Source organism: Phenylobacterium sp., assembly GCF_030698145.1.
Classification (GTDB): domain Bacteria; phylum Pseudomonadota; class Alphaproteobacteria; order Caulobacterales; family Caulobacteraceae; genus Phenylobacterium.
On sequence record NZ_JAUYNW010000059.1, the window covers coordinates 91,575 to 118,143 of the forward strand.

General features: G+C 68.1%; 20 protein-coding genes. 3 read left to right on the forward strand and 17 right to left on the reverse strand.

Features of this window, described 5'->3' with window-relative positions; translation table 11 throughout:
• Positions 1-176: 176 nt before the first annotated feature.
• Complete coding sequence (locus tag Q8Q77_RS08210) at positions 177-1,874, forward strand: bifunctional protein-serine/threonine kinase/phosphatase (protein ID WP_305582983.1); 1,698 nt, start codon at positions 177-179, stop codon at positions 1,872-1,874.
• On the opposite strand, the gene Q8Q77_RS08215 is transcribed toward Q8Q77_RS08210, so the two are convergent.
• The 10 genes from Q8Q77_RS08215 to Q8Q77_RS08260 all read right to left on the reverse strand — a co-directional run bounded on the left by Q8Q77_RS08215 (position 1,871) and on the right by Q8Q77_RS08260 (position 13,268).
• Entirely contained in the window at positions 1,871-2,662 is a 792-nt protein-coding gene (locus Q8Q77_RS08215; RefSeq protein ID WP_305582985.1) for an ABC transporter ATP-binding protein, read from the reverse strand. The two genes, Q8Q77_RS08210 and Q8Q77_RS08215, sit on opposite strands and share 4 nt — an antisense overlap.
• A 12-nt stretch (positions 2,663-2,674) precedes the next feature.
• Positions 2,675-3,577 (reverse strand): nitrate ABC transporter permease, encoded by a 903-nt coding sequence (gene ntrB / locus Q8Q77_RS08220; protein ID WP_371130428.1) that lies wholly within the window; start codon positions 3,575-3,577, stop codon positions 2,675-2,677.
• Positions 3,578-3,602: 25 nt separating this feature from the next.
• Positions 3,603-4,874: a CmpA/NrtA family ABC transporter substrate-binding protein gene (locus tag Q8Q77_RS08225; protein ID WP_305582987.1), complete on the reverse strand. Its 1,272-nt coding sequence runs from the start codon at positions 4,872-4,874 to the stop codon at positions 3,603-3,605.
• Between the two features lie 8 nt (positions 4,875-4,882).
• Positions 4,883-6,304 (reverse strand): alginate export family protein, encoded by a 1,422-nt coding sequence (locus tag Q8Q77_RS08230; protein WP_371130429.1) that lies wholly within the window; start codon positions 6,302-6,304, stop codon positions 4,883-4,885.
• Positions 6,305-6,590: 286 nt separating this feature from the next.
• A complete protein-coding gene (locus tag Q8Q77_RS08235) occupies positions 6,591-7,835 on the reverse strand; it encodes a CmpA/NrtA family ABC transporter substrate-binding protein (RefSeq protein WP_305582989.1) in 1,245 nt (414 codons plus the stop codon).
• The gene (locus Q8Q77_RS08240; RefSeq protein WP_305582991.1) at positions 7,832-8,416 is read right to left on the reverse strand and encodes an ANTAR domain-containing response regulator; all 585 of its coding nucleotides are present in this window, start codon (positions 8,414-8,416) and stop codon (positions 7,832-7,834) included. The genes Q8Q77_RS08235 and Q8Q77_RS08240 overlap by 4 nt, the downstream gene beginning before the upstream one ends.
• A 107-nt stretch (positions 8,417-8,523) precedes the next feature.
• Positions 8,524-8,988: an Lrp/AsnC family transcriptional regulator gene (locus Q8Q77_RS08245; protein ID WP_305582993.1), complete on the reverse strand. Its 465-nt coding sequence runs from the start codon at positions 8,986-8,988 to the stop codon at positions 8,524-8,526.
• 286 nt (positions 8,989-9,274) lie between these two features.
• The gene (locus Q8Q77_RS08250) at positions 9,275-12,415 is read right to left on the reverse strand and encodes a TonB-dependent receptor domain-containing protein (protein ID WP_305582995.1); all 3,141 of its coding nucleotides are present in this window, start codon (positions 12,413-12,415) and stop codon (positions 9,275-9,277) included.
• A 273-nt stretch (positions 12,416-12,688) separates the two neighbouring features.
• Positions 12,689-13,039, reverse strand: coding sequence for a hypothetical protein (locus Q8Q77_RS08255; protein ID WP_305582997.1), 351 nt, complete (start codon positions 13,037-13,039; stop codon positions 12,689-12,691).
• 4 nt (positions 13,040-13,043) lie between these two features.
• A complete protein-coding gene (locus Q8Q77_RS08260) occupies positions 13,044-13,268 on the reverse strand; it encodes a hypothetical protein (protein ID WP_305582999.1) in 225 nt (74 codons plus the stop codon).
• Positions 13,269-13,448: 180 nt separating this feature from the next.
• Here Q8Q77_RS08260 and Q8Q77_RS08265 point away from each other — a divergent pair, with 180 nt between their 5' ends.
• Entirely contained in the window at positions 13,449-13,787 is a 339-nt protein-coding gene (locus tag Q8Q77_RS08265) for a hypothetical protein (protein WP_305583001.1), read from the forward strand.
• A 7-nt stretch (positions 13,788-13,794) separates the two neighbouring features.
• Here Q8Q77_RS08265 and Q8Q77_RS08270 read toward each other — a convergent pair whose 3' ends face one another.
• From Q8Q77_RS08270 to Q8Q77_RS08285, 4 genes are all read right to left on the reverse strand, one after another.
• Positions 13,795-15,261 carry an amidohydrolase gene (locus Q8Q77_RS08270; protein ID WP_305583003.1) on the reverse strand — a complete coding sequence of 489 codons (1,467 nt, stop codon included), beginning with the start codon at positions 15,259-15,261 and terminating at the stop codon, positions 13,795-13,797.
• A gap of 82 nt (positions 15,262-15,343) precedes the next feature.
• The gene (locus Q8Q77_RS08275; protein WP_305583004.1) at positions 15,344-16,630 is read right to left on the reverse strand and encodes a TonB-dependent receptor domain-containing protein; all 1,287 of its coding nucleotides are present in this window, start codon (positions 16,628-16,630) and stop codon (positions 15,344-15,346) included.
• The gene (locus Q8Q77_RS08280) at positions 16,627-16,980 is read right to left on the reverse strand and encodes a hypothetical protein (protein WP_305583006.1); all 354 of its coding nucleotides are present in this window, start codon (positions 16,978-16,980) and stop codon (positions 16,627-16,629) included. Before Q8Q77_RS08280 ends, Q8Q77_RS08275 begins: the two co-directional genes overlap by 4 nt.
• A gap of 75 nt (positions 16,981-17,055) precedes the next feature.
• The gene (locus Q8Q77_RS08285; RefSeq protein ID WP_305583008.1) at positions 17,056-18,837 is read right to left on the reverse strand and encodes an amidohydrolase family protein; all 1,782 of its coding nucleotides are present in this window, start codon (positions 18,835-18,837) and stop codon (positions 17,056-17,058) included.
• A gap of 276 nt (positions 18,838-19,113) precedes the next feature.
• Between Q8Q77_RS08285 and sppA the strand changes: the two genes are divergently transcribed.
• Positions 19,114-20,886 (forward strand): signal peptide peptidase SppA, encoded by a 1,773-nt coding sequence (sppA, locus tag Q8Q77_RS08290; RefSeq protein WP_305583010.1) that lies wholly within the window; start codon positions 19,114-19,116, stop codon positions 20,884-20,886.
• Here the strand turns inward: sppA and Q8Q77_RS08295 are convergent.
• From Q8Q77_RS08295 to Q8Q77_RS08305, 3 genes are all read right to left on the reverse strand, one after another.
• Positions 20,883-21,929 (reverse strand): retroviral-like aspartic protease family protein, encoded by a 1,047-nt coding sequence (locus Q8Q77_RS08295; RefSeq protein ID WP_305583012.1) that lies wholly within the window; start codon positions 21,927-21,929, stop codon positions 20,883-20,885. The genes sppA and Q8Q77_RS08295 overlap by 4 nt on opposite strands.
• A gap of 62 nt (positions 21,930-21,991) precedes the next feature.
• The gene (locus Q8Q77_RS08300) at positions 21,992-23,257 is read right to left on the reverse strand and encodes an aspartyl/asparaginyl beta-hydroxylase domain-containing protein (protein WP_305583014.1); all 1,266 of its coding nucleotides are present in this window, start codon (positions 23,255-23,257) and stop codon (positions 21,992-21,994) included.
• Between the two features lie 101 nt (positions 23,258-23,358).
• Entirely contained in the window at positions 23,359-26,358 is a 3,000-nt protein-coding gene (locus tag Q8Q77_RS08305; RefSeq protein ID WP_305583016.1) for a TonB-dependent receptor domain-containing protein, read from the reverse strand.
• Positions 26,359-26,569: the final 211 nt, after the last annotated feature.

Genomic DNA, 26,569 nt, shown 5'->3' on the forward strand with positions numbered 1-26,569 from the left:
GCTCGCCGAATAGGCGCCATCTACGCCCCGGCGCCCGCTCCTGTGGCGCCTTCCCCTAGCTTGGCCGGAGATTCGATGCGGATTTGCGCAAAGATGCGGCGCCATACCTTCGCACTTGCACAAAAATGGGCGCCGGGGCTGGACAGCCGCCTTGCGATGACGGCTCAGCGACAGGGATGGAAACCCACGCGACCAGCCTGCGCGTCCTGACCGGCCTCGCTAGCGAGACCGGCCGGCGTGAGCGCAATGAGGATTTCGCCGCTGCGGTGCTGGAGCCGCCGGGGCGGATGACCGGCGTCGCCTGCGCCATCGCCGACGGAATGGGCGGGGCGAAGGGCGGGCGAGTGGCGGCCGAGCTCAGCGTCCGCGCCATGCTGGACGGCTATCTCGGGGCCAGCGAGACCCGCAGCGTCCGGCGCACCGCCGCCCACGCCGTCGACTGCATCAACCGTTGGGTCCACGCGCAGGGACGAACCGACGCCAATCTGGCTGGCATGGGCTGCACACTGACGGCGGCGATCCTGCGCGGGCGGCGGCTGCATGTGCTGCACGTGGGCGACACCCGGCTCTACCGGCTGCGCGACGGACGGATGGCGCGGCTCACGGCCGATCATCGGCTGGAGGGCACGACCAATGTCCTGACCCGCGCCGTCGGCCTCCAGGAAAGCCTGCGCATCGACTACGCCAGCGAGGATCTGGCGCCGCACGACCGGCTGCTGCTCGTCAGCGACGGGGTCCACGGGGTCCTGCCCGACCGCCGGATCGAGGAGCTGTTGGCCGAGCGCGCCGGCCCTGACGAGACCGCCCGGCGCCTGGTGCAGGCCGCGCTGGAGGCCGGATCCGATGACAATGTCACCGCCCTGGTGGTGGACGTCCTGGAACTGCCGGCCGCCGACGTGGCGGGCCTGACCCAGGAGGTCGAGGCCCTGCCCATGCGCGCGCCGCCCGCAGTCGGCGAGCGGGTCGATGGGTTCGAGCTTCAGGCCCTGGTGGCCGACGGCCGCTACAGCCGCGTGTTCCGGGCCTTGGACAGCGAGACCGCCGCCACCGTCCTGGTCAAGTTTCCCAAGCCCCAGGCGCTGGGAGCCGAGGCCTCGGCCCGGGCGGCCTTCCTGCGCGAGTCCTGGGTGGCGAGCCGGGTGCAGAACCCCTTCGTCGGCGCCGTGCTCGACCTGCCCCTGGGCCGGCGCACCAGCCTCTACCTCGTCCAGCCGTTCTACGCGGGCGAAACCCTTGAGCGGCGGCTGTCGCGGTCTCCGCCGGTCAGCCTCGACCAGGGCCTCGACATCGCAATCAAGCTGACCAAGGCCATCGCCTCGCTTCATCGGGCCGGCGTCATCCATCGCGACATCAAGCCCGAGAACGTGATCCTGGAGCCGGGCGGCGGCCTGAAACTGATCGACCTGGGGGTGGCGCGCCTGCCGAACCTGGAGGCCTCCCCGCCCCCGGACATCCCCGGCACGCCGAGCTACATGGCGCCGGAGCTGTTCGCCGGCGTCGGCGGCGACGAACGGTCCGACATCTTCGCGCTGGGCGTGACGCTCTATGCGATGTTCTCGGCCGGCCGGTATCCCTACGGCGAGATCGAACCCTTCACGACCCCGCGCCATCGCCGGCCGACCCCGCTCTCGGCCTGGCGGCCCGACCTTCCGGCCTGGGTGGAGACGGTGCTGGCCCGCGCCGTGGCGGTCGATCCGGCTGAGCGGTTCCAGGACGGGTTCGAACTGGCCTTCGAGCTGGAGAACGGCGCGATAAGGGGCGCGCCGGCCCGCCGGACGCGCCCCTCGCTCTACGACCGCGACCCGCTGCGCTTCTGGCAGGTCGCCGCCCTTGTTCTGCTGGTGCTGCTGCTGATCTCCCTCGCCAGACCCTAGGCTGCCACTGCGTGGCGGGCGTAGAGGAACTCCAGCACCGACTTGCGGGCGCGCAGGTAATCGAGGTCGGTGGCCAGCTCCAGCCGCTGGCGCGGCCTTGCCAAGCCCACGCTCAGCACCTCGCCGATCGTCGCAGCCGGGCCGTTGGTCATCATCACGATGCGGTCCGACAGCAGGGCCGCCTCATCGACGTCGTGGGTGATCATCAGCACCGTGTTCTTCAGCTTGGCATGGATCTCCATGACGCTGTCCTGCAGGTGGGCACGGGTGAGCGCGTCCAGGGCGCCGAAGGGCTCGTCCAGCAGCAGCACCTTGGGCTGGATGGCCAGCGCCCGGGCGATGCCGACCCGCTGCTTCATGCCGCCGGAAATCTCCGAGGGGCGCTTGTCGGCAGCGTGGGTCATCTGGACGAGCGCCAGGTTCTCCATCGCCCAGGCGTGCCGCTCGCGGCCGTTCTTCTTGCCGCGGAACACCTTGTCCACCGCCAGCCGGACGTTCTCGTAGACCGAAAGCCATGGCAGCAGAGAGTGGTTCTGGAACACCACCGCCCGGTCGGGACCCGGCGCCTCAACCGCCGAGTGGTCGAGGATCACCGCTCCGGTGGTGATGGGCACGAGACCGGCCACCACGTTCAGCAAGGTCGACTTCCCGCAGCCGGAGTGGCCGATGATCGAGACGAACTCGCCCTCGTCGATCTGCAGGTTCACATCGCGCAGCACCTCGTTGGCGCCGGTGCGGCCGGGGAATGAGACGCCGAGCGCCTCGATGGAGAGGAAGGCCTTGGGCATGTCCTGTTCCTTCTAGGAGAGCGCCGAGCCGCGGCTGACGATGCGTCCCAGCAGGGCCACGGCGCGGTCCAGCGCGAAGCCCACCAGGCCGACCCAGATCAGGGCGACGACGATGTCGGAGATGCGAGACGAGTTGTACTGGTCCCAGATGAAGAAGCCGACGCCGACCCCGCCAAGCAGCATCTCGGAGGCGACGATGGCCAGCCAGCTCATGCCGACCCCGATGCGCAGGCCCGTGAAGATGTAGGGCGTGGTGGCCGGCAGCAGGATCTTCCAGAAGTGCTCCAGCGGCGAGAGGCTGAGCGTCCGGCTGACATTCACATAGTCGGTCGGGATGTTCCGCACCCCGACCGCGGTATTGATGATGATCGGCCAGATCGAGGTGATGAAGATCACGAACAGCGCCGAGGGCTGAGCTTCGCGGAACGCGGCCAGCGAGATCGGCAGCCAGGCCAGGGGCGGCACGGTGCGCAGCACCTGGAACAGCGGGTCGAGTCCGCGATGGGCCCACACATTGGCCCCCACCAGAACGCCCAGCGCGATGCCGACCACGGCGGCCAGGCCGAAGCCCACCCCCACCCGGCTGAGGCTGGTGAAGACGTGCCAGAACAGGCCCTTGTCGACCCCGCCATTGTCGAAGAAGGGGTCGAGGATCAGATCCTTGGATTCCAGCCAGATCATGCTGGGCGCCGGCAGGCCGGCGCCGTCCCCGGCCAGGAACTGCCAGAGGCCGAGCAGGATCAGCAGCATGACGACCGGCGGCAGGACCCCCGCCGCGACCGCCTTGGCGGCGCTCAGGGCGCGGGTCGCCCGCGACGGTCCCGGCGTGGGGAGCCGGGTGATCATCGCGGGCGCGAGGCTCGCCGGCGGCTCGACTTCGCCGGCGATCTCGAACTTTTGCGCGGGCAGGCTCATGGGAAGCTCCTAGCCATGGAAGGGGTCAGACCAGCTTCTTGATCGGCTGGCTGGCCAGGTAGGCGGCCGGGTTCGCAGGATCGAAGACCTTGCCGTCGAAGAACCGCTCGATGCCGCGGCTGTCGGAAGCCGGCGCCGCGGCCCCGAGCGACTTGGCCGCCGCCCGCCAGATGTCGGCGCGGTTAACCTTCGCCACCAGGGCCGCGGCGTTGGTGTTCTTGGGTATGACGCCCCAGCGCTGGTTCTCGGTCACGAACCAGAGGTCGTGCGATTTGAACGGGAAGGAGGCGTTGTCGGCCCAGAACTTCATGAAGTGGCTTGAGCCCTTCACCGAGCGGCCGTCGCCGTAGTTGATAGTTCCCTGCAGCCTCGGCAGGATGTCGCCCATCGGCACGTTGATGTACTGGCGGCCCGAGACGATGGAGCACATGGCCGCCTTGTTGGCCGCCTTGTCGCACCACATCTGGGCCTCCATGACGGCCATGGTCAGCGCCAAGGCCGCGCGCGGATACTTCGCCACCCAGTCGGCCCGCATCCCCAGCGCCTTCTCCGGGTGGTTCATCCAAATCTCGGAGGTCAGGCAGGCGGTGTAGCCGACCTTCTGGTTCACGAGCTGGCCGTTCCAGGGTTCGCCCACGCAGAAGGCGTCCTGGGTGCCGGCCTTCATATTGGCCACCATCTGCGGCGGCGGGATCACGATGGTCGAGACCTCGGTCTCGGGATTGATGCCGCCCGCCGCCAGCCAATAGCGGAGCCACAGGTCGTGGGTCCCGCCCCGGAAGGTCATCGCGACCTTGGCGATGTTGCCAGCCGCCTTCATCTGGGCGAACTTGGCCTTGGCGCCGGCGCTGTTGAGGCCCACCTTCACCGCCTTCAGGTCGTTGCCGACCGAGATCCCCTGGCCGTTGGTGTTTAGCCGCGCCAGGATGTTCATCGGCAGGGGCCGGCCGCCTGTCGCGACGCCGGTCGTGAACTGGTAGGGCATGGGCGACAGGATGTGCGCGCCGTCGATGCCGCCGCCCCCGGAGCCCAGGACTAGGTTGTCCCTAGTGCCGCCCCAAGAGGCCTGCTTCAGCACCTCGACGTCGGGCATGCCGTACTTGGCGAACAGGCCCCGCTCCTTGGCGATGATCAGGGGCGAGGCGTCGGTCAGGGCGATGAAGCCCAGCCTGGCTTTGGCGACCTCGGGACCCGCGCCGGCGGCGTGGGCTCCTGACGGGAACGCGGTCTTGGCGGCGAGGAGGGTGGCGGCCGCGGCGGTCAGGGCCCCACGGCGGGTCAGGTTCTTGTCGGTCATGGAATCCGTCACAGCTTGTATTCGAGGGTGAACCACACCTTGGTGCGGGAGGGCGGAGGGGCAGCCCCGCCCACGGGGACGAAGGCCTCGCGCTTGAAGTCGGCGTATTTCAGCGCCACCGAGAGCTTGGGCGTGACCGCCGCCTGGACCTGGACGTTCCATTCCCGGCCGAGATCCGCGCCCGTCCGCTGGGCGTCGAAGTCGTGGTAGCGGACGATGATGTCGGTGTTGAAGAGGTAGGTCCGCCGGAACCGCGGCTTGACGTTGAGGCTGACGTTCAGGTCCTCGATCCCGTCGACGAAGCCCTTGTTCCCGCCCAGCGGCTGGACGAAGGCGTCCGACCAGCCCTGGAAGGCGTGGACGGTGGCCAGCGGCGTGGTGAAGCCGCGGGTTCCGTTCCCCTCCAGCGACTCCCAGGAGAGCTTGGCCGTGTAGATGTCGAAGGTCCCCGCGACATCGGCGCCCACATAGTCGAGATCGTAGGCCGCGGTGTTGCCGTTGTAGTCGCTCTGGGTCGCGTAGGTGGCGTTGTAGGCCACCTGGAACAGGCCGACCCAGGTCTTGCCCGAAGCCTTGACCCCCTTGGTCACCGAGGAGTTCGGCGCCGAGTTCTGGAAGTCGAGGGCGTAGACGAAGCCCTGGAGGCGCAGGGCCTCGGCCGGCGACCAGGTGGCGTTCAGCAGGTGGCTGTCGCTATCCCAGTCGCGCAACTCGCCAAGGATGCGGTTGATATGGGTCACATAGGCATAGGTCGCCTTGAAACGGCCCAGCGCCAGGTCGGCGCGCACCGCGTCGAAGGTCTGTTCGTCCTGGCGCCAGCCGACATTGCCGACGAAGCGCTGGTCGTCGATCAGGATCCGCTGGCGGCCTAGGGTGAAGATGGCCGCGGCGCTGGGGGTCCAGGTGAGCTGCAGGCGGTTGAGCTCGGTGACGTCCGGATCGTTGATGATCGGGAAGCGCGCCTTGTCGGCGCCGTTCAACGGCGGCGTCGCCGCGCCAGGCACATTGACCGCGAACCGCTCCGAGCCGACCTGGCGGACATCCTCGAACTCCACCAGGCCCCGCAGGCCGTTCCAATCGGCGGTCTCCCAGCCGAGCCGGGTGCGCAGGGTCAGGGCCTCGCCTTCGTCGCGCAGGGTCGCTGTCCGGGTCTGGTCGACGCCCTCATAGCGGAGCCTAGCCTCCAGGAGCAGCTTGCCGCCCGCGATGGCTTCGCTGATGGTCGGCGGCGCAGGCGGAGGCGGAGGCGGAGGCGGTTCCGGCGCCGGTTCGGGCTCGGGCTCCACGACGGCCTCGGTCGGCTCTTCGGCCGCGACGGCCGGGGCCTCCTCGACCGCCGCCGTGGGCGGGGCCTGGGCCGCCGCCCCTGTTGCTGTAACCAGCGCCGCGGCGATCACCGCAGGCGCCAGGACACCGTTCCTCATGTTCATCGCCCTATCCCCCGAGGCCAAAAAAAAGACGTCCGCCGGGGTGGGAGCCCCGCGCGGACGTCGTTGTCCTTCCAGTCCGAAACCGTGCGGTATCGGCGGTCCTTTCGGACCTGCTGCGGGACGCCATTGTCCCGCGATGTCGTGATCAGGCCGCCACGGGCGCCGCACCCTCGCAACTGCGAAATGGCGAATATTGCCGTTCCCTCATCGTCCAGACGTGTTTTGCATCAAGGATGGGCGCCATTGTGCAGTGCAGCGCACAAGGATTGGGCGTCGGCTGACCGACTCAGGAGCGCATTCGGCCGATGGCGAAGCCAGCCGCGTAGCGCTCGGGCTGGGCGGCGTCGAACCGACCGCCGTCGAAAAACAGGTCCGGCGCCATGGGGATCGGCGCTGTGGCCTCGTCCAGGGTCCAGGGCGAGGCGTGCAGGCCCTCGACCTTCTCGTCCACCAGCGGCGCGGGCGCCCCCAGCTCGGCGGCGGCGGCGCGGAACAGGTCGGGGCGATAGACCGCCTCCGCCGTCCCGGCGATGTCGGCCTCCGGACCGATCTGACCCCAGCGCAGCATCTGGGTCATGAACCAGACCGCATGGCTGCGCCACGGAAAGCTCGCGGCGTAGCGGTGGTAGATGATGTAGTCCTGATGGTCGGGCCCAGGCTCGCCCAGGGCGTAGGGCGGCGCACCGGTCAGCGAGCGGGCGATCACCTCCTCCGGTGCGTCCACATAGCGGCTATGAGCCAGGATGGCGGCCAACTCGGCCCGGTTGCCCGGTTCGTCGGACCAGGCCGCGGCGCGGATCAGGGCGCGCAGGGTCGCGCTCACGGTCAGCGGGTGGCGCTCGGCGAACCCCTCTGTCAGGCCGAACACCTTGTCGGGGCCCACGCCCCACAGCTCGGCGGCATAGACCATGATCTCGCCATAGCCGTCGGCGACGGCCAGGGCGTTCCAGGGGGCGCCGACGCAGAAGCCGTCGATGTCGCCGGCGGCCAGGCGCGCGGCCATGCGCGCGGGCGGGGTCACGACGATGCGCAGGTCCCGGTCCGGATCGAGGCCGGCTTCCGCCAACCAGTAGCGCAGTTCGTAATTGTGCACCGAGAACGGGAACACCACGGCGAAGGTCAACAAGGGCAGGCCCTGCGCCTTGCGCTCGGCGACGACCTTGGTCAGTGGCCGGGCGGTGCGGGGCCGGACGGTCATGCCCTGCGCATCGGCTATGCGCATCGCATCGGCCAGGGCCGTCGAGACCGTGATCGCGCTGCCGTTCAGATTTAGCGACATGGGGGCGATCATCCGCGCCGGCTCGCCGCAGACCCCGAGCCGCACGGCCAGAGGCATGGGCGCCAGCATGTGGGCGCCGTCCAGGGCTCCCATCGCCACCTTGTCGCGGATATTGGCCCAGGACGCCTCACGCGACAGGTCGACCGACAAGCCCTCGGCCTCGAAGAACCCCTTCTCGCGAGCCACCACCAGCGGCGCGCAGTCGTTCAGCGCGATGAAGCCCAGCCGAAGCTGCGTCCGCTCCAGGCTCATGATCGGTCCCCCTTCAAGACGCCCGCGAAGGTGAGCAGGTCGGTGGCCACGGCCCCGATCGACCGGCCGGTGTCCATGGCGAGCTTGCGCAGCAGCGCATAGGCCTGGTCCTCGTCGATGCCGCGCTCCTTCATCAGCAGGCCCTTGGCGCGCTCCACGGACTTGCGCGAGGCGAGGTCGGACTTGGCCTTGTCGAGGTCGGCGCGCAGCTTCTGCATCAGCTCGAAGCGGCTCATGGCCACCTCCAGCACCGAGCGCACCCGCCCGGCCGACAGTCCGTCGACCACATAGGCCGCCACCCCCGCCTCCACCGCCGCCTCCGCCAGGCCCGGCGAGGAGCGGTCGACGAACATCACCACCGGGCGCGGATTGTCGGAGGTCGCTTCACGCAGGCTTTCCAGGGTGTCGCGGTCGGGGCTGTCGCAGGCGATGACGATCACGTCCGGGGCGAAGGACGGAAGCTCGCCCTCGATGGCCTCGAAGCTGGACGCGCGGCGCACCTCGAGCGGGCGCACGTCCGCCAGCCCTTCGGCGACCAGGGCGGCCCGCGCCTCGTCCGGATCGATGATGATAACCTTCATGCACGCCCACCCGGCGGTCAGCGACAGGGCGCAAGCAACCCGTTTCTGCATTGAGCACGAAAGCATCACATAGGCGCCTGGAAAACAGGCGCCGGTGTGACCGGGTGTTAGAGCGGGATCTTGGTGCCGAACTTCACCCGGCGACGCACGAAGATGGTCTCGTAGCGGCTGACCGACGGATGGTCGCCGATATGGGCGTCGGCGAAGGCGTTGAAGCTCTCGATGCCGTCGAACATGCCGATGCACATCAGCTCGTAGGTCCCGGCGATCTCCATGATCACCTGGACGTGGGGCGACTTGCCAAGGAAGGCGCGGAACTCCGCCACCGACTGCGGGCGTTGCTGGGCGAGCTGGATGAGCAGCACCACGGAGAGCTGCTCGCCGGCCACCTTGGGGTTCACCACCGAGACGTCGGCGGTGATCACGCCGCTGTTGCGGTAGTTGCGGATGCGCCGCTGGATCGCCGAGGCCGACAGAGGCACCCGGTCGGCCAGGTCGTGCGCCGTCATCTGGTTGGAGTCCTGGAGCTCCGACAGGATCTGAAGATCCAACCTATCAAGGTGCGGAGTCATCCAGGGCTCCGCCCCATGACCGTCGTCGGCATCGTCGCCAAGGCGATTGTCATGGTCATGTCTACGCGCTCCCTGAACGCTGATAGGTGACCCGGTTCGCCGCTTCTTCGCCAATTAATTTCTCGAAATGTTTCGACGGTTACTCATGTAACGTATCGCGATACGCGTCCTCTCTTTGGGTGTTCTGTTACATTCGTGACATCGTTCCTTTCTTTTCTGTAATGATCTGCACACGCGAAAAGGGCGGCGAATGACTTCGCCGCCCCTCCCGTGATGTCTCCGCGCGTTAGAAGCGGAGTTTGATCTGCCCGAAGGCGCGGCGGCCGATCACGTCATAGGTGGACGGGTCGGTGCCGGACTGGACGTTCGGGGCGTAGAGGCGCGGCTGCTGGTCGGCCACGTTGTTCACGCCCAGCTTGATCTCGACGTTGTCGGTGACGCCCCAGGTGGCGTCGACATCGATGTAGTAGGTCGCCGGGACGTTGGCGGCGACGCCGGCGGCGCCGAGGAAGGTCTCCCCCGTGTACTGCCGGAACTGGCGGTTCTCCATCGCGTCGATGTAGCGGACCCGGGCGCCGAGGCTGACCGCATCGGTCTCGTAGCCCATCAACCCGATCTGGCCGAGGTCCCAGCGGGTATTGAGGGTCGCCTTCCACTCCGGGAAGCTCGTACCCAGGCCGGCTCCGAAATACGAGATGGTGCCGGTGTAGTCGACAGGGGTCAGGCCCGTCCGGTCGGCCTGCTTGTACTCGAGGACGTGGGTCACCAGCAGGTTGGCCTGCATCGAACCCATCCATTGCGGGGCGCCCAGCCGTTCCCAGTCGAACCCGTAGTCGAGCTGGAAATCGAGGCCGGAGGTCTTGATGATCCCGCCGTTCTCGAACGGCCACGGGCTGTTGCCGGGCAGCTGCGGATTGCGGATCGTCGAGTTTGTAAGGTTGCCGCCGGTCCGCGCGATGCCGGCGCAGTAGAGGTTGGTGTTCGAATAGGTCGGGTTGGCGCCATTATAGTTGAAGCACGACGAGATCGCGGTGTTGGTGTCGAACACGATGATCGGGTCGGCGATCTCGATGTTGTAGTAGTCGACCGTGCCGCGCAGGCGGCTCAGCCACTGGCTCTCCCAGGGCGAGGAGAGCGCGATGCCGACGGTGTAGGTGTCGGCCTTCTCCGGATCGAGGTCGAGGCTGCCCGACAGGTTGATATTGGCCTGCGAGCCCGGCGCCGTGGTCGCGCCAGTGGCCGGAACGCCCTGGGCCGCGCAGAGGGCGCGCAGGGTGCCGGGCCCCGTCCCCGAGGCCTGCCACGCTTTGGTGAAGGCCGAGCAGGGATCGAAGATCTGCGGCGCCGAGGCGGTGCCGACGAACAGTTCCTGGAAGTTCGGCTCACGGACGGCGCGCTGATAGGAGGCGCGGATCCGGGCCCAGTCGTTGGCCTTCCAGTTCAGCTCGGCCTTGTAGGTGGCCGAACCGCGCGAGTCGCTGCGCCGGCCGGTCAGCAGGTCTTCGAACTGAGCCCAGGAATAGCGGAAGCCCAGGCCGACCTCGAGGCTCTCGACGAAAGGCATGTCCTTGACGATCGGGATCAGGGTTTCGGCGAACAGGTCGTTGAAGGCGCTGCTGCCCGCTTCCGGAAGGCCGACGGTGAAGCCCGAGAACGGGCCCGGGTTGGACAGGAAGCGCAGGTTGTATTCCAGGCCGCGGTGCTCGGCGCCCAGCACGATCGGGACCGCGCCGGCGGGCAGTTCGAACAGGTCGCCGCTGATGAAGAACTGGCCGATGGTCTGCTCGTACTGCTCGCGCCTGGTGACCGGCGATTCGAGGATCGCGCGGCAGGCGCTGGCCAGCGGCCGGTCACCGAAGAAGTTCTGGTTCTGGCAGGCGCCGCCCGAACCCGCGGGGTTCTGGGTCGGGTGAGCCAGGATGTCCGTCAGGAGCTGGGTGTTGATGTTGCCAAACTGGGTCCGGTCGATCTCCGTGCGGCCCTGGCTGACATAGGCCTCGCCCTTGAAGTTCTCGCCGATCGGGAACTTCACGCCGGCCATGTACTGGACGACGGTGTTCTGGAACTGGGAGATCCGCGCGCCGAAGCCCAGCGGCCGGAAGGCGAACAGGAAGGGCTCGGTCGCGCCCGCGCCCACCAGCAACGGGTCGTCCCCGGTGCGCGCGTTCAGCAGGGTGCGCAGATCGTTGGGGATGAACGGGTTGGTGGCCGGCACCACCAGGTTGGCGCCGATGCTCTGGCCCGGCGTGACCAGGGACGAGGCGACCTGCAGGTTGGTGGCCGTGCCCACCGCGGCGGTGGTGACGGTCGGCACGGGGGTCGGGGCCAGGGCCTGGTTGGCCGTGTATTCGGTCCAACCGGACTGGGCGAAGACCTCCACCTCGTTGTCAAACTCGTACTTCAGCTTCGTCATGAACGAGTAGCGATCAAGCGGCAGGGTCAGCAGGTTCGGAGCGTCGAAGTTGTAGCTGTAGAAGTCCGGGTAGAACCGCGTGTTGACGTTGACGTCGACCGGATAGCGGAAGTTCTGGACGTTCAGCGTCGGATTGTTGCCCACCCCGCCGTAGAACAGGGTGCCGTCCAGGTTGAAACCCAGCGAACCCGAGCCGTTACCCACGGCGGTCGGCGCGACGCCATAGGTGGCGAACAGCGCCTGCACCGCCGACAGGGGGATGGCGTTGCCGGAGTTGTAGCGAACCACCCCGGCCGGCGGCGTGCCGGTGGTGGAGGTGGCGAGCGCCGAGAAGGCGCGCTGGCCCTTGGTCACCGGCTCGCGGTAGCTGCGGTCGAAGCCGAAGATCGCGTTGCCCTTGCCGTCGGAGAAGTTGCCGCCGAGCACGGCGGAGAACTGGAACTCCTTGGCGTCCTGGTAGTCGGTGGAGTCGGTGTAGCCCGCGCGGAAGTCGAGGCCCTCGAAGTTCTCCTTCAGCTTCAGGTTCACGACGCCGGCCACGGCGTCGGCGCCGTAGGTCGCGCCCGCGCCGCCGGAGATGACCTCGATATTGCCGATCATCGCCTGCGGGATGGTGTTGATGTCGACGGTCACGGTGTTGGCCGAGATCATCGGACGGCGTCCGTCCACCAGCACCAGGTTTCGGTTGGCGCCCAGGCCGCGCAGGTCGACATTGGCCTGGCCGGCGTTGCCGGGGTTGTTGGAGGTGGTCGTGCCGGCCGGGCTCACCTGCGGCAGGGTGTTCAGATAGGTGTCGAGGGTGATATCGGCGTTGGCCGTCGCCTGCTCGCCGGTGACGGTGGTGATCGGGCTGGACGCCACGAAGTCCTGGCGGACGATGCGCGAGCCGGTGACCACCACCTCGGCGACCTCGTCCTCCTGGGCGTAGGCCGGGCTCGTGGCGATGGCCGCAAAGGCCGCGCCACAGATCATGGAAGACGCCAGCAAGCGCTCCCGCATGGTTTTGATTTTCAAGTCTGAATCCTCCAACGGCCCGCCCGACCCAAGAAGGTCGAAGGCGACATCCGCACCCCGCAAAAATTGCCGAACACAGTTAGGTCCGGTTACGGGTGAGTTACGCGGTAAGGGAAAATTTGGTCAACAAATACGGAGTCGAATCGGTCGATATACTTATCTTTGTCGCGAGTTTGCAACATTTTGCCGTTTTTATTATTATAACTATATTGATTTCATAGATGCAATTACATCGGCACGCGGAAGCGATGTCCGTTGGACATCGAGCCGCGTTCAGCGTGTGATGGCGATGGCCTGGCCGATGATGTCGTCGAGGCGCGCGCGCAGGGCGCGGCCCTCGGCCGTGAGGTGCAGCACCCGTCCACGGCCGTCATTGGGATTGAGGAAGGCCTCCACCAACCCGCAGGCGGGAGGCCGCGCCCACTCCGACCCTGGGGGACCGAAGGAGCGGATGCTGCGCGAGGCGGTCGGCTCGGTCATCCGGCTGACATAGGCCAGCTCCTGGACGCTCAGGCCCTCGTTCTCGCAGGTGTAGAGGAAGCTGATGATCTCGTTGACCGTGATGGTCGGATTGAGAGTCTTGAACAGCGACAGCGCCTCGAGCAGGGAGTCGCGCGGCCGCATCGGCTCAGCCTTCGGCGTATTCGTTCAGGCGACCGGTGCCCAGGCCCGGCGGACGGGCGCGGACCACGGGCGTGGGACTGCGCTGGCGGCGCTCGCGCATGGCCAGGGTCGCCTCGGGGTAGGCGGCGCGGACGACGCGCAGCATGTCTTCCAGCCGCTTCTGGTGGTCGGCGGCCTCGACGAAATCCTCGACGTTCAGCTCGACTGAAATCTGTCCCCAGAGCTTCATGAGGCCCTCCAATCCGATTACGCGATGGTTGCTAAGCGTAGTCGCCGACGTATGCATTTTTGGAGCGTTCCTGCGCGGTGCGACGCGGCGCGGCGGACATTCACGCCCGCAGTTCGCACGCCGCGCGCGCCGGAACCGGTGCATGAGTCCCCAATAGCGTTGTGTCGTCAGGGAGCGGATATGCGCCGCAGAAGCGCTGTCCTGGAAGCATTGGAACTGCTGCGCGAGCGCGCGCCGACCCTGTCGCTCGCCCAGATCATGGTCTTCCTCTACGTGGCCGACGAGGACGAGGCTCTGCCCCTGCTCGACCTGCAGCGACGCGCGGAGATGAGCGCCGTCCAGGCCTGGCGCAATGTCCGGGCCCTGGCCGGCGAGGACCTGGTTCAGGTCAGGCGCTGGAAGATGGGGTCGATCACCGCGGCCGAGCTTACCCCCGCCGGGCGCGATCTGGCCGCCCGGCTGGACGCGATGATCGCCGACGCCAGCCCCATCGCCGCCTCGTCGCGCGTGGCGGCCTGAGCGCGCCCTACTCCGCGCCTGACGGGTTGCGGCGGTAATCCAGCGGCGGAGGCCGGTCGCCGACCATGGCCTTGTAGCTGAAGTCCGCCCCGCGCTTGGTCTCGAGCTCGGCCTGGGCCTTGGCCAGCAACTCCGGCTCGCGGAACAGGGTGGCCGCGGCCAGCGCCAGGGTCTTGGACGCCACGACCCCGCCCTTGGACGCGATGCTGGTGCCACCGGCGGCCACCGCCTGCCAGCTATGGGCCGGCGTGCCCGGCACCCAGGTCGCCGCGCCCATGCCGGCGGTGGGGGTGACCCAGCTCACATCGGCCACGTCGGTGGAGCCGCCGCCGCCATCGCCGATCCGATAGGGCTGGATGACGCCGACGCTGGCCAGGGTCGCCTTGTTGGCCGGAAGCTGCTTGGCCATGGCCTCGCCGAAGGCCTGTTCCTTGGCGTCCCAGGTGATCCCGCCGACCTGGCGCAGAGCGCCGTCCATCACCCATCCCAGGGTGTCGTTGGGCAGCATATTGTAGACGCCGCCGGTCTGCTCGAAGGCGACCTTGGTCTCGGTGGCCATGGCCGCGCCCTCTGCGGCCTTCTGGATGCGGCCGACCACGTCGCGCACGATCTGCGGATCGGTGTGGCGGACGTAATAATAGACCTCGGCCTTGTCCGGCACGACATTGGGCGCCTTGCCCCCATCGGTGACCACATAGTGGATACGCGTACCGTCCGGCACGTGCTCGCGCATGTAGTTCACCGCCACGTTCATCACCTCGACTCCGTCCAAGGCCGAGCGGCCGCGCGAAGGGGCTGCGGAGGCGTGGGCCGAGGCGCCGGTAAAGCGGAATTTGCCGCTGACATTGGCCAGCGACACGCTCTGGGCGGCGCTGTTCTCGCTGGAGGGGTGCCAGTGGAGGGTGGCGGTCACGTCCTTGAACAGGCCGGCGCGGACCATATAGACCTTGCCCGACCCGCCCTCTTCGGCCGGTGAGCCATAGACCCGGATCTCGCCGGAGATCTTGTTGGCGACCATCCATTCCTTGAGGCTCTGGGCGGCGGCCACCGAGGCGGCGCCGAAGATGTGGTGGCCGCAGGCGTGACCCGCCTCCTGGCCGGCGATCGGCGAGCGGCTGGGATCGGCGGTCTGGGCCATGCCCGGCAGGGCGTCGAACTCAGCCAGGATGGCGATCACCGGGCCCGGGCCGGTCTTGAAGCTGGCGACGAAGGCGGTGGGCATGCCGGCCACGCCGGCCTCGACCTTGAAGCCCGACTTCTTGAGTTCGCCCTGCAGCAGGGTCGAGCTGCGGGTCTCCTGGTAGCCGACCTCGGCGAAACCCCAGATCTGCTTGGCGACCTCAGCGGTGCGCGGCGCGCTCTTGTCCAGCGACCCCAGGATCGCCTGGCGTTCCGCCGCGGTGAGCTCCGCGGCCTGGGCCATGCCCCCCACGAGGGCCAGCCCCAGTCCGATACCGATCATCTGTCGCCGCATGTGCCGCGTCTCCCAGGAATTCCGGCGTGATCGAAATGAGCGCGGAGGGGCGGCGCGCCGTCGCCGCCCCTCCGGCTGGAGCTTAGAACGACTTGCGGACGCTGACGTACCAATAGCGGCTATGGGGCTGGTAGAGGGCCCCCAGGAAGCCGTCGCCCGACTCCAGCGGCGGCTTCTCGTTGGTGATGTTCCGCACGCCGAGACGCAGGCGGGTGTTGGCCGCCAGGCCGTCGGTGAACTCGTACTGGCCGTAGAGGTTGGCGGTCATCTGGCTCTCGACCACCCAGGCCTCGCCGGTGGCGTCGAGCAGATCGGTGTCCAGCACGTTGTCGATGAACTGGGTGAAGGCTCCGACCTGGAACTGCTCGTAGCTCCAGGTGGCCGTGGCCGACCACTTCCACTCCGGACGGCCGTTCTGGCGGATCAGGTCGCCGCCGCCGGTGATGGTGGTGCCGGCGTTGATCTGGCCGGCGGCCCGCGCCGCCAGCAGGGCGGCGATCTCAGGCGACGGCGAGCGGTAGAACTTCACCAGCTTGGCGGCGTTGATGTTGACGTTGAAATCGCCCCAGGTGTCGGTGCGCAGGTTCCAGATCAGCCCCAGGTCGACACCCCGCGCCTCCTGCGGCAGCAGGTTGCGGTACTGGTCCTTCACGAACAGGACCTGTCCGACCGGCGCGAGGCCGGTGCCGGCGAAGGCGGCGATGTCGTCGGCCGTGGGCGCGGCGCGGACCACGTCCGGGTTCGTGCCGCCGCTGACGCGCGCCAGGTAGTCGGCGATCAGGGCGTTGCCCTCGCCGAACAGGCCGACAATGCCCTCCTGCTTCACACGCCAGGTGTCGACGGTGAAGGTGAAGTCGCCGAACTCAGGCGGCACGAAGGCAGGCTGGAAGACCACGCCCGCGCCCCAGGTCTCCGACTCTTCCGGCTGCAGGTCAGGATTGCCGGCCCGCTGGGCGGTGGTGGCGCTCGAACGCGCGCAGGCGGAGAAGCTGGCGATCCGGCCGGCCCGCAGGTCGGCCTCGCAGCGCACCCAGTCGGAGCGGGTGTTGGCGCGGGTGACCAGGGTGGCGTTCACCTGCTCCAGGTTCGGGGCCTTGAAGCCCTGGGCCCAGGAGCCGCGGATGCGCAGGCCCTCGATGATGTCCCAGGCGATGGCCACCTTCGGCTTGGCCACCTCGCCGGCGTCGCTGAAGCTCTCGTAGCGGCCGGCAAGCTGCATCTCGATGTTGCGGGCGAACGGGATCTCCATCTCCGGCGAGACGATCGGGATCGCCAGTTCGGCGAAGGCCGAGGTCACCGTGCGCGAGCCCTTGGTGTCGGGCGACGGGCTGGAGCCGATCAGGTCGCCGATGAAGGCCTGGCCGGTCACCGAGTCGGTGAAGTTGATCGTGCCGTCGAGGCGGTGTTGCCGACTCCCAGGTTGCGCAGATTGACCGAGCCCACATCGCCGCGGGCGCTGTTGCTGGAATTGGGCAGGAAGCTGGAGTTGAAGCTGACATCGCCCATCTGCGGGATGGAGCGGAACAGGTCATCGCCCGAGGTGGCGGCGATGGCGTCCAACTGCTCCTCGCCGACGACGGTGACCGGCACGGCGGCCGTCACCTTGGCGCCGGCGATCTGCGAGCCGACGACCACCAGTTCCTCGACCTCGTTCTCATCGGTCTGGGCCAGGGCCTGACCCGCGAACGAAAGAGCGGCCAGGGCCGTGGTGGCGAGCATGGCACGACGCCACGAAATAGCTGATTTCATAGAACTTATCCCCACTTAAATCACTCCGAGACGCGCGGTCCCGGGTCAGTAAAAGGTCACGTTGTCCACTTCTAGCCACAGCTTCTCGCCGGGCCCGCGGCTGCCGGCGAACTCGACCTCCAGCAGGTCGTCGCCCGTCCAGGGTCCGGTCGCCTGCCCGCGGCCCGCCGCGCGCCTCAACGCACCGAACGGAACCTCGACCGCGCGCCAGTCGCCGCCGGCGGTGACCTCGGCGCGCCACTTGCTGTTGGTCGTGTTGATGTCGAAGTCGTAGGTCCCGGCTCCGCGCACCTCGAAACGCACACCCCTGAAGGCCCGCGCGTCCACCGGTTCCACAGAGCCGCGGCTCAGCGGGATGATCACACCGGCGGACGGATCGTCCTTGGCGGCCATGCGCGCGGCCAGGCTGAGCGCGTGGCCGGCCCCGGCGCGGTCGATGACCTGCGCCACCTGCAGCGTGCGGTCGATGCCGCCGTCCATGTCATTGAGCCTAAGGGTGTCGAGGCTGGAGCGGCCGTCGGCCCGCTCGAAGTCGTCGATGAGCGCTGCGACCTTGATCGCCGGCATGGCCGTGGCGCTGTTGGCGGCCGGCGCCTTGAAGCGCGCGCCGTGGACGGGCGCGCCGTCGACGAACACCCGCTCGATCTTGCGCACGTCGGCGATGTCGTTCCAGGGCGCGCCTGAGATCAGCACAAGGTCGGCGCGCTTGCCGGCCTCGATTGTCCCCCGGTCGGCGATCTCGCCCAGCGCCCGGGCGCTGTTGGAGGTGCCCGCCATCAGGGCCTGGGTCGGGGTCAGGCCCGCCTTCACCAACAGCTCCATCTCGCGCAGGGTCGAGACCCCGTGCGGCGTGCCCGGCATGCCAGCGTCGGTGCCCAGCACCACATTCACGCCCGCGTCGCTGAGCGCCTTCACGTTGCCAAGCGCATAGCCGAACTTGGTGATCGAGTGGCGGCGCGCCGGGGTGTCGGGCTGCTCGCGGCCGGACTTGTCGGGATCGTAGACGGCCAGCGTCGGCGCGTAGGCGGCGCCGGCCGCCTTGATCAGCGCCACGGTCTCGGCGTCGATCAGCCGGTCCTGCAGGCTGTGGGCGATGATGTCGACCTTGGCGCGGGCCGCGATCGCGCCCCGCTCGATGGTCACGGTATGGGTCAGGACCCGGATATCGTTCTTGTGGGCCTCGTCCACCAGGGCCGAGAGCGTGCCCTGGTCCATGCTGGTATTGTCGGCCGAGACGCCGTAGCGCCAGCCGTCGGTGAAAGCCTTGATGAAGTCGGGCTTGTAGGGGACCAGCGCCTTGACCTCGGTGCGCGCGTCCTGCGGGCTACTCAGCCACTTGGTGGTCGCCTCGTCGGCCCAATCGGCGCCGTGGCCTCCCGGCGTGCTCATCCGGGCCACGAAGTTCACGTGCGGCGCGGCAAGCGAACCCAGCCACCGGCGGCGCGGCGCGAAGGATTCCGGCTGCTGGTGGAAGTCGTTCACCGTGGTGACGCCCGCGGCGATGTAGGCGTTGGCGATGGCCGGGGTCACCCGGGGATCGCCACCGGGGGTCCAATGGGTGTGCACGTCGAAGAAGCCGGGCAGCAGGGCCTTGCCCTTGGCGTCGATCACCTTGGCGCCCCTCGGGACGCGGACCTTGGCCCCGACCTGGGCGACACGGCCCTCGCGGATGATCACCGTGGCGACCCGCGGCGGCGCGCCCGTCGCGTCGAACACCGTGGCGCCCACGATGGCGGTGACAGGCTCGGCCGCGACGGCCGCGCTCGCGACGCTCAGAAGGCCGATCGCGACCCACCCGGCGGCCGCCGGCCGCCCTCGTTCGCCCACTCTCACATCCAACCCCCGCCACAACCGTCGGGCGGATGAATTCACACTAATCGACGTTCAGGAACCCGGGGACGGGTGAATTGAACATGTTCAGTGTGGATATGGGCTCTGAAAGCCTCAGTTCGGGCCGCTTTCGCCCGTTTTCGGGCGCACGCCGTTCGCCGATCGTGGGCGCGTCGCTGAGCCCCGAAACGGTCGTTGCGCCACAAGGTCTTCTTTCGGACGCCGGCCGCTCCGATATAACCAGCGGCACGAACGTCCATAGCGCGGAATCAAATGAAGCAATTCCTCATCACCACGGCCGGCGTCTTCGCGGGCCTGGTGCTATTCCTGGTGGGCGTTCCGTTCCTGCTGATCGTCATGGCGGCCGGGGCCGCCAAACCCTCCCCGACCCCCGACCAGGCGGTCCTGCAGCTGGACCTGCGCGATCCCCTGACCGACCAGGATCCGGTCAACCCCTTCGCCAGCTTCGGGCGCCGCTCAATGTCGGTGATGTCAGTGATCGAGACCCTCGACCGGGCGGGCAAGGACGGCAAGGTCAAGGGCCTGCTGGTCCGGCTGCCCGAGGGCGGCATGGAGCCGGCCGCCGCCGACGAGATCCGCCTGGCGATCCGGAAGTTCCATGCCACCGGCAAGTCGGTGATCGCCCACAGCCAGGGGCTCTATCCCTCCGGCGTCATCTCCTCGACCTATATGCTGGGCGCGGCGGCCGGCGAACTGTGGATGCAGCCGGGCGCCTCCTTCCAGGTCACGGGCCTGGCCGGAGAGGACATCTTCTTCAAGCGCGCCTTCGACAAGTACGGCGTGAAGGCCCAGTACGAGCAGCGCTACGAGTACAAGAACGCCGTCAATCCCTACCTCTTCACCGACTACACCGGCCCCCATCGGGCGAGCACGCTCTCCTGGATGGGCTCTGTCTATTCCAGCGCGGTGTCGACGGCCGCCCTCGACCGCAAGATCGACGCCGCCAGCCTGCGCAAGACCCTCGAGGCCGGCCCCTATCTCGCCGAGGAAGCCGTCAAGCTGCGGCTGATCGACAAGGTCGGCCAGGTGAAGGAGGCCCAGACCGCCGCCCTGGCCAAGGCCGGCAAGAACGGCAAGCTGGTCGACTTCGAGAAGTACATGCGCGGCAATGACGACGAAGACGGGACAGGCCCGGCGATCGCCGTCATCGAGGGCGAGGGTCCCATCGTCACCGGCCACGACGGAACCGCCAACCCGTTCCAGGGCGGCTCGTCCATGCATTCCGACGATATCTCCGAGGCGCTGTACGACGCCATCGAGGACAAGGACGTCAAGGCGATCGTCTTCCGGGTCTCCTCCCCCGGCGGCTCTGACACCGCCTCCGAACAGATCCTCGCCGCAGTGCGCGCGGCCAAGGCGGCCAAGAAGCCGGTGGTGGTCTCGATGGGCACCTATGCGGCCTCGGGCGGCTACTGGGTCTCCAGCCAGGCCTCGGCCATCGTGGCGCAACCCACCACCCTCACCGGCTCCATCGGCGTGTTCGGCGGCAAGTTCGCCGTGGGCGAGGCCCTGGGACGGTTCGGCGTCGACGTGCGCCAGATCGGGGTCGGCGGCGACTATGCCGGGGCTTTCGGCCTGGGCTCTGAATTCACTCCGGCTCAGCGCGCGGCCTTCGCCGGCTGGATGGACCGCATCTATGCCAACTTCATCGCCCGGGTGGCCGACGGCCGTAAGCTCAGCCCCGAACGGGTGGGCGAGATCGCCAAGGGCCGCGTCTGGACCGGCGCCCAGGCGAGCGAGATCGGTCTGGTCGACGAGGTCGGCGGATTCTACCAGGCGGTGGAAAAGGCCAAGGGCCTCGCCGGGCTGAAGGGCCACGTGCGCCTGAAGCGCATGACCGCCACGGTCTCGCCCTTCGAGGCCCTGGAGAGCGCGCTGGGTGTTTCGGCGACCTCGATCCGCACCCTGGCCGCCGCGGCCTGGATCCTCGGCGATCCGCGGGCCAAGGGCCTGCTGGACGAGATGGCGGCCGAACGCCTGCGCGGCTCCGGCGCGATGGTCCTGGCGCCGACGCCAGTGAATTAGCGCATGGGTCGCATGGCGCCGGGCGGCGTTCGGAAGGTGACACGGCGGGCGCCGAAGTCCAGGTCGATGCCCTCGAAATGGCGCATCACGTCGATCCCCACCAGGATCGCGGGCCGGTCGATCAGCTCCCAGAGCCGGAAGATGTGCAGGTCGGCGAACACCGCCGAGAGGTTGGCGATCCCCAGCCCCCCCAGCCGCAGCGGCGGCACGCTGGAAAACTCGCCCCGCGCGGTCTGGCCGGTGGCGCTGATCAGTTGCACCACCAGGGGACGCGGCGACAGCAGTTCGGGCCTCAGCTTGAGCTTGGCGTAGAGCTTCAGATTGCCGACGGTGTTCTGAGAGCCGGAGTCCAGGAAAGCCACCACCGGTATTCCGCCCAGATCGGCGTCGATGACGATCAGCTGCCCGAACCGCATCCGCGCCGGCACCACCGTATAGTCCGACCCGTCAGGCGCGCGGCCCGAGGCGCCGACCCGGGTGTCCATGACCCCCTGACGGAACTGGATGCTGTTGTCGTTGGCGCGATGGATGGTGATGACGTTGCGGCGGAAATCGATATTAAGCCGACGGTTCTTCAACACGTCGACGCCCATCAGCCCGTCGGCCCCCAGCCGCGCGCGGGTCAGCAGCGGTGCATGCAGGCGCCGGGAATTGACCCGCCCGACGTCCAGCCGGTCGATCAGGGCGGTGGTCGAGGCCTCGATCCCGGCGATCCCGTGGACTTCGGCGCGACCCGAGGTGGGCAGGGCCAGGGTCTGGGCGAGCTCGGTGGCGATCACCGTGCGGTTGGCGCCCGTGTCGATGACAAACTCATAGGGGCCCTGGCTGTTGATCATCACCGGCGCGGTCACCCGGTGGGCGGTGTCGCGCGCCGCGGCCAGTTGTGTGAGATCGGCCTCGGGATCCTGCGGGTCGGCCCCGAGGTCGGCCAGGTTGACCAGCACCTTGGGCTGGGTCGGCGCCGCCAGGGTCGCGCAGCCGGCCAGGGCCAGGCCCGAGCAGATCACGGTCGCGGCGCGCCGCCGGCTCCACAGCTCATCCATGCGCGAACCTCCCTGATTCCGTCATGCTACGCCGGATTGGAAGGTAAGCCGAAAGGGCGGCCTCAGCCCTCGGCGTTGAACGCCCGCGCCGCCTCGGTCATCGCCTGGACCATCTCGCGTTCGGCCTTGGAGAGCAGCGGGTTCCAGACGTCGAAGATCAGCACCACGCGCAGCTCGTCGCTGTCGTTGCGGGCCTCGTGCTCGATGGTGTCGTCGAAGATCAGCACCTCGCCCACGGTCCAGCCGGTGCGCTCGAACCCGACGCGGTAGGTGCAGTTGGGCGGCACCACCAAGGGCAGATGAACCACCAGGCGCGCATTGGTCTCGCCATGGTGCGGTGGGATCTGGGTGTGGGGCGCGAGCGCCGAGAACATGGCGTTGGGGCAGAGGCCGCCGATCTCGGCCATCTCGACGTCGCGCAGGGCCTGGGCGGTCTTTGGACAGCGGTCCAGATGCTCCTGCACCGGGGTCCCGCCGCGCCAGAGCGGATAGGTGCTCCAGCGGTTGGAATGATTGAGCTCGGCCCATTGGTTGACCGGCTCACCGGGGTTGTAGGCGATGTAGGGTGAGAACTCGCCCTGCTGGTCGGCGAGGGCGGCTTGCAGCTCCTCGCGGATCAGGTCGGTCTGGGCTTCCAGGGCCTCGACCCAGGTGAACTGCGCGCGGTCGTGGAACGGGATCGCGGGCAGGCGTGGAACATAAAGTTGATTAGAATCAGATAGATATGGCTTGGATCGACCGCTCATGATCGAGGCCGCCTCCGCCCATCGCCCGGCGGCAGCGGTTTCGATCGCGGTGCGGGGGCCGGCCAGGGCCGCTTCAAGATAGGCGGCGAAGGCCTCGGTGTGGTCCTCGACCATCTTGGCGGCGTGGAGCAGTTGGGGCCTTAGCGAGTCGGGCCAGTGCGGCTGCGGCGGGGCCACCTTCAGCACGTCGCGATAGACGCCGGCGGCGGCCTTGGCCCGGCCCTGGCGCTCCAGGAAACCCGCCTTGGAGATCAGGCCGGGCAGGAAATAGGGGTCGGCGGTCAGGGCCGCGTTGATCGCCTCCCACTCGCCCTGCACGTCGCCGCGCTCGCGCAGCACCACGCCGGTGGTCATCAGGATCAGCGGATCGCGGGGCGCGGCGGCGTGGGCGGCCTGCAGCAGCTCCAGCGCGCCCATCAGGTCGCGGCGCTGGAAGGCGTGGACGCCCAGGCTGTAGAGCGCCTGCGGATGGTCGGGGGCGAGCGCGCGGACCTGTCCCCACAGGCGCTCGGCGTCCTGCCAGCGGCCGGAATTGGCGGCCTGGCCGGCGGCCTGGACGAGGGCGTTCACCTGGTCGTTCATGAGGTCTCAATCCCTCTCATCGGGCCCGGCGCCAAGCCCTGCGCACAAAAAGAAAACGGCGGGCTTTCGCCCGCCGTTTCCCCGTTCGTTTCCGTCGGTGTTTAGAACCGCAGGTTCAGACCCAGCGTGAACACGCGGCCCAGGGTGTCGTAGTCGCCCGGGAAGGTGTTGCCGGAGTTGGCCGAGGTGGTGCCCGCTTCGTTGCCGACGATCGGAGCTTCCTTCTCGAACACGTTCTGGACGCCGGCGGTGATACGCACCGCGTCGTTCAGGGTGTAGCTCGCGGTCAGGTCGAGCCAGTGATAGGCCTCGATCTTCTGGAAGGGCGCGAAGGTGGTCGGGAGTTGGACCTCTTCGATCGCCACTTCATCGACATAACGCCACAGGTAGGACAGCTGCAGGTCGCCGACGGTCCAGCTGGTCCGCTGAATGAAGCGGAACTCGTGGGTCGGGGAGCCGCAGCTCGTGCCGTAGACGCCCAGGCAATCGAGAACCGGGGTGGCCTCGCTGCTCTGGCTCTCGTTCTTCAGGTAGTAGTTGGCGTTGAACTGGAAGGTCAGGCTGCCCAGGCTCTCGTCGAAGCCGAGGGTCGTCATGTCCAGACCGAACGCGACGTTCATCTCGACGCCTTCAGCGGTCTGGTCCTTCAGGTTGGTCGTGAAGAGCCGGATGCCGGAGGCCGGCGAGGCGATGTCGCCGTTGACACGGACGATGTCGGCGCAAGCCAGGGCTTCCGCACGCACGTAGCAGGCGTCCAGGATTTCCTGGGGCGCGAAGATGCCGATCACGTCCTGGATGTCGATCTTGTAGTAGTCCATCGAGATCGAGGGGCTACGCAGGGCCGGCAGGAACGACGGTTGCCAGACGAAGCCGACGGTGGTCGTGTCGGCGGTTTCCGGTTCCGGCAGGCGCGACAGGTTGGTGCCTTCGAACGTGCCGACCTGACCCGAGACGATGTCCTGGACCGTGCCGACCTCACCCGACGTCATGCCCGTCGAGATGCAGAGCGCGGCGAGAGCGGCCGAGATCGGGGCGGGATTGCCGACCGAGCAGGGGTCGAAGTTCGCGTTCCGCAGGCCGGTGACCAGCGGAGCCGCCAGTTCGCCGACGTTCGGGGCGCGAGCCGCGCGTTGTTGCATCACGCGGACGCGGAAGCCGTCGACCACTTCCCAGTTGAAGCCGTACTTCCAAGTCTTGTTGACGCCCGACGGATCGTAGTCGGAGTAGCGGTAGCCGAGTTCCAGGTCGAAGGACTTGGCGAAGGGCTGGTCGGCGAAGATCGGCACGATGGCTTCGCCGAACACTTCCTTGACGCTGTAGCCGCCCTTGATCGGCAGGGTGTTGCCGCCGGCGCCGCCGAGGCAGCTGGCCGGGGCCAGCTTCAGGCATTCGTCGGGCTCGGACTCACCGGTTTCTTCGCGGTATTCCGTACCGAAGTTGACCGCCAGCGGGATGGTCGCCCAGGGGCTCTTGATCATCTCGACGGGGCCACCGACCGTGGCCGAGAAGATCTGCTGCACATAGGTGTCGTGCTGCAGGGCCGTGGCGCTGGCGTAGGCGATAGCCGCCGCCGAGGCGCGGCCATAGGCGCCGAAGATGTCGATCGGCACGCAGGCGTCGCCGCCGGTCCGGCAGGTCACACCGTCAACGGTGTTCACCGCGTTCTGGAAGTTCGCCAGGTTGGTGTAGCCGGCCGAGGTGCTGGTGCGGGTCGACTCGCCGCGCTGGAACGAGGCGTCCCAGGACCAGTCTTCGATGCCGAAGGCGTTGTCGCCGCGCAGGCCGAACAGCATCTGGTAGTTGGTGTTCTCGTAGGCGGTCGAACGCGGACCCAGCTCGCCGGTGCGGCGACGGATGGTCAGGTTCAGATCATCGGCGGCGTCGACCACGTTGTTGCCGTTGAGGTCGCGCCAGTTGACGGTGCCGGGGCCAGCTTTCCTGACGGTGCCCGCGAGGCGGCCAGTTTCAGCTGCGGCGATGATGCTGTCCCGAGCGTTGTTGAGCGGGTTGCCGTTGTAAAGGAACGGATTGGACAGAGGCACGAAGAACGAGCTGCCGAACACGCCGGAAGGCGCGACCTGTTGGACGACGTTGGTGTGCGTGAACATCGCCCGGGCATAGGCCTCGACGTTGTCGGTGATCTCATAGTGACCGACGGCGGTGGCGCTGTAGCGCTCCGACGGGGTCTGGTAATAGTTGAACGGGTTGAAGTTGAACACCGAGCAGTTGGCGCCCAGGGTGCCGTCGTCGCGGATCTGGCCGAGGCCCGGGCCGCCGGCGATGGCGAGACGGGTCGGGACGGTGGTGGTGGAGCCGCCGAACGTGGTGGGCACCGAGCCGGGGCCGCCGCAGTTGGTGGGCGCCGGGGGAGCCGTGACGCCGAGGCCGCCGCCGGTGGCGGTGACGACGCCGACCTGACCGAACGGGCGATCGCCCAGCAGGACGGGTTCACGCTTGGAGTAGCCCATGTTCAGGGCGACGTTGCCGCGGCCGTCGGCCACGTTGGCGCCCACGGTCAGGGCGGCGCGATAGGTCTTGCCGTCGCCTTCGCCGGTCTGGGTGTAGCCGGTGTCGAACTCGACGCCTTCGAAGTCCTTCTTGAGGATGAAGTTGATCATCCCGGAGATGGCGTCCGAACCGTACACGGCCGAGGCGCCGCCGGTGATCACGTCGACGCGGTCGAGCATGGCGGTCGGGATGACCGACACGTCGACGCGACCGTTGACGTCGTAGGGGGTGACGCGCTTGCCGTCGACCATGATCAGGTTCCGCTGCGGACCCATGCCGCGCAGGTTGACCGTGGAGACGCCGGCGGTGCCGTTGTTACGGGCCGGGTTGTCGCCCGGGACCGAGGCCGGCAGGAAGCGGATGACCTGCTCGATTTCCGAAGCCTGCTGGAGGCGAATTTCGTCAGCGCCGACGGTCGTGATCGGGCTGGCCGATTGCAGGCCGGGCACCTGGATGCGCGAACCGGTGACGACGACTTCAGCGACTTCTTCTTCGGTCTGCGCGTAGGCGGCCGTCGCGGAAAAGGCCGCCATGGCCACGCCGCAGATCATGGAAGACGCCAACAGGCGTTCCCGCATGGTTTTGATTTTCAAGGTCTAGATCCTCCAGCGGTCCGCCGGTCGTTACGACCCGCAGCACCTGCTCCCCACAAAAGGTACGGTCCCAGACTCGAAGAGCCCGGTTACGTAGGAGTTACGAGTCATACACGCAGGGGGTCAACGCCCATTACGTGTCAGCAATGTTAAGGACGACAACCTGTCGCATTCTGGTCACAGAATGTGCGGGGCGCTGAGATGCGCGCAC

Coding starts and splice junctions, on each gene's coding strand:
- Q8Q77_RS08210 (WP_305582983.1), top strand. CDS start 177: ATGGAAACCCACGCGACCAGCCTGCGCGTCCTGACCGGCCTCGCTAGC.
- Q8Q77_RS08215 (WP_305582985.1), bottom strand. CDS start 2,662: ATGCCCAAGGCCTTCCTCTCCATCGAGGCGCTCGGCGTCTCATTCCCC.
- ntrB (WP_371130428.1), bottom strand. CDS start 3,577: ATGAGCCTGCCCGCGCAAAAGTTCGAGATCGCCGGCGAAGTCGAGCCG.
- Q8Q77_RS08225 (WP_305582987.1), bottom strand. CDS start 4,874: ATGACCGACAAGAACCTGACCCGCCGTGGGGCCCTGACCGCCGCGGCC.
- Q8Q77_RS08230 (WP_371130429.1), bottom strand. CDS start 6,304: ATGAACATGAGGAACGGTGTCCTGGCGCCTGCGGTGATCGCCGCGGCG.
- Q8Q77_RS08235 (WP_305582989.1), bottom strand. CDS start 7,835: ATGAGCCTGGAGCGGACGCAGCTTCGGCTGGGCTTCATCGCGCTGAAC.
- Q8Q77_RS08240 (WP_305582991.1), bottom strand. CDS start 8,416: ATGAAGGTTATCATCATCGATCCGGACGAGGCGCGGGCCGCCCTGGTC.
- Q8Q77_RS08245 (WP_305582993.1), bottom strand. CDS start 8,988: ATGACTCCGCACCTTGATAGGTTGGATCTTCAGATCCTGTCGGAGCTC.
- Q8Q77_RS08255 (WP_305582997.1), bottom strand. CDS start 13,039: ATGCGGCCGCGCGACTCCCTGCTCGAGGCGCTGTCGCTGTTCAAGACT.
- Q8Q77_RS08260 (WP_305582999.1), bottom strand. CDS start 13,268: ATGAAGCTCTGGGGACAGATTTCAGTCGAGCTGAACGTCGAGGATTTC.
- Q8Q77_RS08265 (WP_305583001.1), top strand. CDS start 13,449: ATGCGCCGCAGAAGCGCTGTCCTGGAAGCATTGGAACTGCTGCGCGAG.
- Q8Q77_RS08270 (WP_305583003.1), bottom strand. CDS start 15,261: ATGCGGCGACAGATGATCGGTATCGGACTGGGGCTGGCCCTCGTGGGG.
- Q8Q77_RS08280 (WP_305583006.1), bottom strand. CDS start 16,980: ATGCTCGCCACCACGGCCCTGGCCGCTCTTTCGTTCGCGGGTCAGGCC.
- sppA (WP_305583010.1), top strand. CDS start 19,114: ATGAAGCAATTCCTCATCACCACGGCCGGCGTCTTCGCGGGCCTGGTG.
- Q8Q77_RS08295 (WP_305583012.1), bottom strand. CDS start 21,929: ATGGATGAGCTGTGGAGCCGGCGGCGCGCCGCGACCGTGATCTGCTCG.
- Q8Q77_RS08300 (WP_305583014.1), bottom strand. CDS start 23,257: ATGAACGACCAGGTGAACGCCCTCGTCCAGGCCGCCGGCCAGGCCGCC.